Origin of the sequence: Gordonia sp. ALPHA1B1, from assembly GCF_005502615.1 — a bacterium.
Classification (GTDB): domain Bacteria; phylum Actinomycetota; class Actinomycetes; order Mycobacteriales; family Mycobacteriaceae; genus Gordonia; species Gordonia hongkongensis.
In genome coordinates this window covers 116,933-126,791 of the sequence record NZ_SCOC01000015.1, presented here as the reverse complement: position 1 = coordinate 126,791, position 9,859 = coordinate 116,933, and the positions used below count along the sequence as shown (strand labels likewise).

The following is a 9,859-nucleotide window of genomic DNA, read 5'->3' as shown; positions in this document are numbered from 1 at the left end:
ACACTCCCGATGCTTTGATCGCGATGGCCAACCTCACCAGGGGCGGCGCATGCCCGGAACTCCCACATCGAAACTGACCGAAAACCGCCCACTTTCAGGTCAGGAGATCCATGTACGTTCGACTGTACACGAAAGAAGGGCAAACGGCAGCTCGAAATACGTTGTCCAACAGAATCTTTGCTAAGCAGGGTCGCCACCGTCGATTGTCGGTGGTTGCTGGTAGTGTCCGCCCGCGGGCGAGAACTGTCTTTGCAGTGCGGAACCCTTCGTGACGCGCCCTCCGCAAGCTCCGGACGCTCCTCAGGGAGCAGGGGGTTGACGCGCCCTCCGCAAGCTCCGGCCGCTCCGCAGTAGCTGCGGCCGCTCCGCAGTAGCTGCGGCCTGACGGCCGTCGTGGACTACGAAAGAGCTTTATTGTGCTCGGAGCGGGCCCAATTATTGCTCCCTGAGGAGGCCGGAGCTTGCGGAGGCCGTCACGAAGGGTCCTGGTGAGATGCGTCGCCGAACCCTTCGTGGCTCGTCGCTATCGCTCCTCGCACCTCAGGGAGCAATGTTCGTGGCTCGTCGACCTCGACGCGCTCCTTCGTCGCTTGCTCGGCCCGGCGGCTGGCGCTCCTCGCACCTCGGGAAGCAATGGTTTGTGTCGTTCTTTCGGATCAGGGAGCAGGGGTACCGACGTTCACGCACCTCATCGATTAGAGCCGCGGGGTGGGCCCTAGGTACCCCGGGGGACGTCGCTTACGATGAGGCACCGTGCCTGTGACAGCCCCGACCTCGCCTGAGGATTCCGCCGAACCGTCCTCGTCGGGGCCGGCATCGTCGGGGCAAGGGACCAGGATTTCCGCGGGCACCGCCCGGTGGATCGCGATCGTGGCGGGGATCGCCGGTGTCGTGCTGTGTGCCCTCACCCCGCTGCTGCCGGTCAAGGCCGTCGACGCCGGTTTCGAGTGGCCGGCCGGGCAGGATCTGAACGCCGACACGTCGTCGGTGATGGCGCCGCTCATCGCGCAGACCCCGCAGACCCTCGACGCCCGCATTCCGTGCGCGACGCTGGCGTCGGCACCGGACGGCGTGGTCCTCGCCACGATGCCGACCAATGCGCCGCGCTCGAAGTCGTCGTCGCTGTGGGTCACTGCCACCGACGCCGCGATCACCGTGACCTTCCGGAACAGTCTCGCCGCGACCGCCTCCCGCGCCGACCTGAGCCGATGCTCGGAACTGCGCATCTTCTCCGCCCCCACCGGCCCGGGTGCGCAGTTCGTCGGGCTGGGCGAGTCGACGACCCTGCCGCCGGACCGGCGCCCGCAGGTCGACGGCATCTTCAGCAACCTCAGCCCGGAGCAGGCACGCGACGCCGCTGCCGACGGCCTGCGCGTGCAGGTGGCCATCGACAACCGGTACGAGTCGTCCCCGTCGATCCTCAAGATCATCGTGATGGTGCTCGCCGCGCTGTCGGTACTCGTCGCCGTCGTCGCGCTGGGGCTGCTCGACCGCATCGGCGGGTACCACCGGCGGATCGGCGCGCGCACCCGCTCGTGGTGGCATTCACTGAAACCCCGGGCCAGCGACCTGGTCGTCACCGCGATCCTGCTGGTCTGGAGCGTCCTCGGGGCCGGTTCGCCCGACGACGGTTACATCCTCAACATGGGCCGTACCGCCGACGGTTTCGGCTACCTCGCCAACTACTACCGCTTCTACGGCATCCCCGAAGCACCGTTCGACTGGTATTACAGCTTCCTTGCGGCGTGGTCGTCGGTCTCGCCGTCCGTGCTGTGGATGCACATCCCGCAACTCGTCGCCGGCCTCGTCTCGTGGTTCGTCCTGAGCCGGGTGCTGCTGCCACGCCTCGGCCCGGCGGTACGGCGCAGTTCGTGGGCGATCTGGGCGGGCGCCCTGACGTTCACCGCGTTCTGGTTGCCGTTCTGCAGCGGCTTGCGCAGCGAGGGGATCATCGTCGTCGGTTCGTTGCTGACCTGGTGGGCAGCGGAATACGCCATCGCGACCCGGCGGCTCCTGCCCGCGGCACTGGCCGCCCTCGTCGCGGGCTTCACCCTGGCGCTCGCCCCGCACGGCGTCGTCGGCGTGGCCATCCTGCTGGTGGCGGCCCGCTCACTGCTGCACATCCTCATCGACCGACGGAACCGGATGGACGGATCCCGCTGGGCGGCAACGCTCGCCCTCCTCGCGCCGATCGCCGCCGCCGGCATGGTGGTGCTGATAGTGGTGTTCCGCGATCAGACCCTGGCCACCGTCCTCGAAGCGATCAAGCTGCGCTACTCGGTCGGGCCGGTCATCTCCTGGCATCAGGAGTTCCTGCGGTACTACTTCATCTCGGTCGTCACCGACGACGGCGCCCTCACCCGTCGCGTACCGCTGCTCCTGCTGCTCGCCGGCCTGTTCGTCACGGTCGCGGTCATGTTGCGGCGCACGAGGATTCGCGGAGTCGACCCGAGACCCGTCTGGCGTCTCATCGGCGCCGTCGGGGTCACCCTCCTCCTGTTCGCGTTCACGCCGACCAAGTGGACCATCCAGTTCGGCGTGCTCGCCGGGCTGGCGGCGGCGATCGCGGCGGCGGCCACCGTCGCCGTGGCCCAGTCGGCGGCGCGTTCGGCGCGAAACCTGACGGTCTTCGTCTCCGGACTGTTGTTCGCGATGGCCGCCGCGATGGCCGGTTACAACTCGTGGCCGTTCCTCTACGAATACGGCATCTCCTGGTTCGACCGCGCCCCCGTCATCGCCGGCTACCAGGCGTCGACGCTGTTCCTCATCCTCGCCGTGATCGCGGCCGCGGTCGCGGTCTGGCAACACCTGCGGCTGGACTACGTGACCAATCGCGGTCTCGCACATGCCGACACCGGGCCCGGCGAGACCCGAGCCGATCGCCGACGGCTCTTTCTCGCCTCCTCACCACTGGCGGTGATCGCCGGTCTGCTGGTGATCGTGGAGTTACTGCTGTTCGCCAAAGCCGCGGTGACCCGGTACCCGGCGTCGACCGCACTCGCCGAGAACCTGAACACGCTGCGCGGCAACAGCTGTGGCCTCGCCGACGATGTCCTCGTCGAACTCGATCCCAACGCCGGCATGCTCACCCCGGCCGGCGGCGCCACCACGACGCAGGCGCTGCGCGGTGAGAACCCGGTCGGGTTCTCCCCGAACGGGATTCCCGACGACCTCCAGCCCGAGCCGGGTAGCCAGCGCCCCGGACAGATGAACGTGTCGGCGAGTATGGCCCGCCCGTTCGCGATCACCGGCGGGCTGGGCGCCGGGACCACCGGCGGGCGCGGACCGGAAACCGTGAACGGTTCCACCGCCAAGTTGCCGTACGGACTCGACCCCGCCACCACGCCGATCCTGGGCAGCTACGGGTACCCGGGCGAGGCCCGGCTCACGACCGGTTGGTACGACCTGCCCGCCGACCGCGCGGCGTCACCGCTGCTGGTGTTCAGCACCGCGGGCGCCGTCTCGACCATCGACACCTTCGGCGTACGCAACTTCGGGCAGAAGATGGTGGTGCAGTTCGGCCGCCCGGGTGCGGACGGGAACTTCGAACAGGTCGGCCCCGACATCCTGCCCATCGACCCCGGTCCCGTGATCCTGAACATGCCCTGGCGCAACATGCGCGTACCGATGTCGGCCGCCCCGCCGCGTGCGACCGTGATGCGATTGTCGCTGCAGGACAACAACCTCGGCGAGAAGCAGTTCATCGGGATCACCCCGCCGCGCGCACCGCGGTTGCAGACGCTGCAGGCGGTCGTCGGCTCGACGGCACCCACCCTCATCGACTTCGGGGTGGCGTCGCACTTCCCGTGCCAGCGGCCGATGGGTGTGTCCCACGGCGTCGCCCAGGTCCCGCAGTGGCGCATCCTGGGTGACTATCCGCTGACCAATTCCCAGTCCAAGACGTGGCAGGCCGGCGTGGACGGCGGGTTGCTGGGAATCTCGGAGGCCACCACCTCCGCGTCGGCGGTCTCGACGTACCTGCAGGACGACTGGGTGCGCGACTGGGGCGCACTGGAGAAGCTGACCCCGCTCGTGTCCGACGCACCGGACGCGCGGATCGACACGGAACAGACGACGCAATGGGGCTGGTCACGAGCCGGCTCGATCAGGGTGGAGCCCCAATCCGATGAGTGAGTCCCGTACGCCTCGTACGTCCCGTCTGGCGACCACGGTCAACCCGAAGATCGTCGCGACCGTCACCGGTCTGCTCGGATTCCTGCTGGCGATCCTCACCCCGCTGTTGCCGGTGAACCAGTCGACCGCCGAACTGCAGTGGCCGCAGGGCGGCGACGTCTCCGATGTCGCCGCCCCGCTGGTCTCCTTCGTGCCGATCGACATGGAGACGTCGGTTCCGTGTTCACTCGCCACCCGCCTGCCCGACCAGGGCGGAGTACTGCTGTCGACGATCCCCGAAGGCGGCCAGGACGCCGGGGCCCGCGGGCTCTTCGTCCGGGCGACGTCCGACGCACTGACCCTCACCGACCGCAACGTCGCCCTGCTGAACACCGATCGAGCGGCCGCGCAATCGAATCCGAACTGTCGCATCGTCTTCCGGGCCGACGGCGAGGGGGTGAGCGGACGATTCGAGGGCCTGCCCGAACCGGCCGCGGACTCCGGCGCCGCGCACGGCTTCGCGCTGGCCGACCACGAGATGCGTCCCCAGATCGTCGGCGTCTACAGCGATCTGCCCGCCGATGTCTCTCGTGACGGATTGTCGCTACGCGCCACCATCGACACCCGCTACGTCAGCACCCCGACCCTGCTGAAGCTCACCGCGATCGTGCTCGGCATCCTCATGACGATCGTCTCGCTGATCGCGCTCGGCATCCTCGACCGCCGGGACGGCCGCAGCCACAAGCGTTTCCTGCCGTCGGGCTGGTTCACGATCCGGCCGCCCGATGTCGCGGTGTTCGCGATTCTCGCCTTCTGGTGGTTCGCGGGCGCCAACACCTCCGACGACGGCTACAACTTCATCGTCGGCCGGATCACCGGAGACGCCGGGTACGCCGACAACTACTTCCGCTACTTCGGTGTGCCACAGGACCCGTTCGGCTGGCACTTCCAGGTCATCTCGGCCATGACGGACGTGAGCGTCGCGGCACCGTTCATGCGACTACCGGCCTTCCTCCTCGGGTTGCTGGGCTGGTGGCTCATCAGCCGAGAGGTGATCCCGCGCCTGGGCCGCGCGGTGCGGCACAGCACGCCGGCGGTGTGGTCGGCCGCGTTCGTCTTCCTCGCGATCTGGTTGCCGTTCAACAACGGTCTGCGTCCGGAACCGGCCGAGGCCGTCGGCGCTCTGCTCACCTGGTGCTGCGTGGAACGCGCGATCGCGACCCGTCGACTGCTCCCCTACGCCGTCGCGGTGGTCACCGCCGCCTTCACCCTCGCGCTCGCGCCCGGCGGCCTGATGGCGGTCGCCGCACTGCTGGCCGGGATCCGACCGATCGTGAAGACCCTGGTGTCGCGCCGGTCCCGGGACGGCCTGCTGCCGATGCTCGCGCCCATCCTGGCGGCCGGCACCGCGGTACTGTTCCAGATCTTCGCCGATCAGCCGCTCGCCCCGCTTATCGCGGGTAACAAGGTCGCCTCCGACGTCGGCCCGACGCTGGAGTGGTGGCAGGAACCGATCCGGTACTACTACCTGATCCTGCCGACCGCCGACGGCACGCTCGCACGACGCTTCGGCGTGCTGGCGATGATCCTGTGCCTGTTCGTCGTGTTGCTCCGCCTACTTCGGCGGGAGCATCCCAACGGCATTGCGCGCGCACCTATCTGGCGACTGGTCGCCGTCACCCTCGGCACGATGTTCTTCATCGCCTTCACGCCGACCAAGTGGACCCACCACTTCGGTGTGTACGCGGGCATCGCCGCGGGCCTCGCCGCCGCGGCGGGCGCCATGATGGCGCCGGCCGTGCTGCGGTCGCGACGCAATCGCAGCTTCTTCGCCGCCGCGGTGCTCGCGATCACGGGGATCTCCTTCGCCGGCACCAACGGCTGGTGGTTCGTCGGCAGCTACGGCGTCCCGTGGTGGGATCGCCCGCCGACGGTGGGCGGCATCAACATCGCCTGGTTCATCCTCGCCGCCGCGGTCGCCACCGCACTTGCCGGCCTGTGGTTCCACTTCCGCGACGACTTCGTCGACGAACAGACCCGTACGCGCGGGGCCGACAAGTGGTATTCGAAGCTCAAGTTCTCGCCGCTGCCGGTCATCTCCGGGCTGATGGTGCTGTTCATGGTCGCTTCGTTCGCGAAAGGCGCCTACGAGCAACGTGATTCGTGGTCGTGGATGAAGTCGAACGCACGCGCTCTCACCGGGAACTCGTGTGGGCTGGCCAACGACGTTCTCGTCGAGGCCGATCCGACCGCCGGACTGCTGCAGCCCGCGGCCGTCGACGGCCGGCCCGCCCCCGGCATCGCCGCGGCGCTGGCCGGACCGGACGCGACGGGCTTCTCCCCGAACGGCGTACCCGATCGCCTGTCCGTCGACGCCACCGAGAGCACGGAGTCGTCGACCACCTCCGGCGCGCAGAACAGCGCCCAGACCGGCGCCGGCTCAGACGAATCCGGCGACAGCTCGTCCGCGCAGGGCGGCACCGAAGGTGGTCAGGGTGCACGAGGCGTCAACGGGTCGACGGTGCGTCTGCCGTTCGGCCTGAACCCCGCCCAGACCCCCGTCCTGGGCAGCTACGGCTCGCCGTCGGGTACCGGCTCGCTGACCTCGGACTGGTACCGGCTGCCCGAACGTTCCGACGACACACCGCTGCTGACGATGGCAGTCGCCGGATCGGTCGAGGCGGTCGACGGCATCGGGGTCGTGCACGCCGGCCAGAAGGTCACGATGCAGTTCGGCCGCGTGGAGGCCGACGGGCGGGTGAGCGCGCTGGGCCGGATGTTCCCGGTCGACATCGGCGAGACCCCCACCTGGCGAAACCTGCGGTTCCCGCTCGCCGACGCACCGCCCCGGGCCGATGTCGTCCGGGTCGAGGTCGCCGACACCGCGGCCGCACCGTCGGAATGGGTCGCGGTGACGCCACCGCGGGTCAGCACCCTGGCCACCCTCAACGACGTCGTGGGCCAGACCGACCCGGTCTTCATCGACTGGCTGCCCGGCATGGTCTTCCCGTGCCAGCAGCCGATGAAGGTACGCAACGGCGTCCTCGAGGTACCGCAATGGCGGATCATGCCCGACGCCGAGGCCACCCGGAAGAACAGCCAGACCTGGATGTCTGGCACCGCGGGCGGTCCGCTCGGCATCACCGAGGCGATGCTGCGACCCACCCTGCTGCCGACGTACCTCCGAAACAACTGGGGACGCGACTGGGGCGGCCTGCAGAAGTTCACCGAGATCATCCCGGCTCCGGCTGCGGAACTGGACCTCGGGACGGCTCGTCGTTCAGGGTTGTACGACCCCGCGCCGATGCGCTCCAGCGGGTATTGACCTGGTCTCTGACACCGCGCCGACCTGGGTTTTGTCGTTTCCCCACGGTCGGTGCGGCAAACACACTCGAGGCCTTCGTTATCTCACTGAGATGTGCTGTCTCGGTTCCGTCACTCATGGCCGGCTGTCCTCGTCACGCCGCCGATACCGGCCTAGCTTCGAGTCATGCCTTCATTCACCGCACCTGGACTCAGCAACGAAGCCGCCAACGAGGTCGTGGGCATTCTGCAGGAGCGCCTCAGCGCGCTGAACGACCTGCACCTCACCCTCAAGCACATCCATTGGAACGTCGTCGGCGCGAACTTCATCGGCGTGCACGAGATGATCGACCCGCAGGTCGAGCTCGTCCGCGGTTACGCCGACACCATCGCCGAACGCATCGCCACGCTCGGCGCGTCGCCGAAGGGCACCGCCAAGGCGATCGAGAACGACCGCTCGTGGAGCGACTACTCCATCGGACGCGACACCGCGCAGGCCCACCTCGGCGCGCTCGACCTGGTCTATGACGGGTTCATCACCTCGCACCGCGACGGAATCAAGAAGATCGGCGACATCGATCCGATCACCGAGGACATCCTCATCGGACAGACCGCCGAACTGGAGAAATTCCAGTGGTTCGTCCGCGCACACCTCGAGAGCTACACCGGTGAGCTCACCCACGCCGGCGCCAGCGGCGAAAAGGCAGCGGCCGACGCAGCCCGCTGACCTGGCGCAACAGACCGAGTAGCGGGTCACCACACCCCCGGACCCGCCCCGGAGCCGCGGTCGCGACCTTCCGCCCTTTTGGTCGCGGCCGCGGTAACACCTCTCTGTACCCACCAACTACGAACAGGCACTGACACCCGCACCCGGATTCACAGCCGAATACCTTGCGCCGCTTGGGACCTCAGGGACCAAGGGCTTCTCGACCGTGTCCACGGTTCGTGGTTTGTTACGCTGACCACAGGCTAATGCCGCGAACAGGATGTGAAGCAATCCGCGTCCACCAGATCGATCGGGGCGCTTTTCCGCTCTGACGGGGAGGCACGTGTGTCCGAAACGCGATCATTCACCCTGTTCGATGATCTGGAGCTCCACATGCAGTTCGCGCCGGTCTGCCGGCTGTCCGATGGCGCTCTCGCCGCCGTCGAACTGCAGCTCCGGGGGCCGGCCGGCACCCGGCTCGCCACCGCCGCCGCCCTCAAACGCGCCGCCCGTCTCGTCGAAGAACACCCTGTACTCGACGAGCGGAAGCGCAAGATGGCCGCGTCCCAACGTGCGCAGTCGCTGGCCAAGATCCTGCCGCTGCTGGTCTCCCTCGATCTCGACCTGATCGACAACCTCGACGACGAGACGGCGCGACGCCTCGAACGCCACGTCATGGTCATCCTCCCCGACGCCGTCGAACGCAGCCCGCAGCGGACACTCGCCCGCGTCGCCCGCGCCCGGGCGGCCGGCAAGATCATCTGCGTCGACGGGCTCGTCCGCAGCGAGCACGCGGCCACGCTGCTCTCCCTCGTCGAGCCCGACATCATCGTCACCGGTGCCGAACTGCTCACGTCGCGGACCAGCTCCGACGCCGCGCACCTCGCCCACGCGCTGGCCGCGCACACCGAACGCAGCCATGCCGTCGTCATCGCCGAGGGCGTCGACGACGAGGCCACCCGGATCACTGCCCAGACGATGGGCGCCGCCTTCGGTATCGGCGACCTGTACCCCGCCGTGACCGACCCGTCCGTCCTCGCCACCCGGACCGTCGTGCCGCTGCCCGAGATGCCGGTGTGGACCACTCCCGGCCCGGACAAGTCGACGCCGTACCGCATCGCGTCGACCTCGATCCCGCCGCGTATGGGCAACAAACGCCTGCTCATCGAGATGAGCAAGGCACTCGAGGAGCAGGCGGCCATCGGTGGTGCCGCGATCGTGCTGGGCACCTTCCAGTTCGCCGAACACTTCACCTCGCGAACCGCCAAGCGGTGGCGGGAGATGTCGGAGAAGACCGGTCTGGCCGGGGTCTACGGTGTCGGGTTGCCCGACATCCGGGACGGGAACGTCCACCGCGCGCCGCTCGACGCGGAGGACGACCTGATCAACGAGTGGAATGTCGCCGTCCTCGGGCCACATTTCGCGGCGCTGCTCTCGGCGCGCGACCAGCACGACGCCGGTCCCGATCTCGAGCGCACCTTCGAGTTCGTGCAGACCTACGACCGCATGACCGTCACCCAGGCCGTGCACTCGATCCTCATGCGGTTCTCCTGATCCGAGTCGCGCGCGGCAAGTGACCTCGACGGACGCGGCGGCCTCGCTGCGCTCGGACGACGCTGCTCGGCCAGCGGGCGGGGAGCCGGCTGCCTCGCCGCGCTCGGACGACGCTGCTCGGCCAGCGGGCGGGGAGCCGGCTGCCTCGCTGCGCTCGGACGACGCTGCTCGGCCAGCGGGCGG

The 9,859-nt window shown here is 68.7% G+C and carries 4 protein-coding genes; all 4 read left to right on the top strand.

All coding sequences use genetic code 11. The features are described 5' to 3' along the window. Positions 1-753 precede the first annotated feature (753 nt). The 4 genes from FFS52_RS12575 (at position 754) to FFS52_RS12560 (ending at position 9,676) form a co-directional block, all read left to right on the top strand. The gene (locus FFS52_RS12575; protein WP_212743649.1) at positions 754-4,134 is read left to right on the top strand and encodes an arabinosyltransferase domain-containing protein; all 3,381 of its coding nucleotides are present in this window, start codon (positions 754-756) and stop codon (positions 4,132-4,134) included. After that, positions 4,127-7,438, top strand: coding sequence for an arabinosyltransferase domain-containing protein (locus FFS52_RS12570; protein WP_137809887.1), 3,312 nt, complete (start codon positions 4,127-4,129; stop codon positions 7,436-7,438). Before FFS52_RS12575 ends, FFS52_RS12570 begins: the two co-directional genes overlap by 8 nt. 165 nt (positions 7,439-7,603) lie before the next feature. Next, positions 7,604-8,143 (top strand): DNA starvation/stationary phase protection protein, encoded by a 540-nt coding sequence (locus FFS52_RS12565; protein WP_065631245.1) that lies wholly within the window; start codon positions 7,604-7,606, stop codon positions 8,141-8,143. A gap of 324 nt (positions 8,144-8,467) precedes the next feature. After that, positions 8,468-9,676 (top strand): DICT sensory domain-containing protein, encoded by a 1,209-nt coding sequence (locus tag FFS52_RS12560; protein ID WP_065631246.1) that lies wholly within the window; start codon positions 8,468-8,470, stop codon positions 9,674-9,676. Positions 9,677-9,859 lie beyond the last annotated feature (183 nt).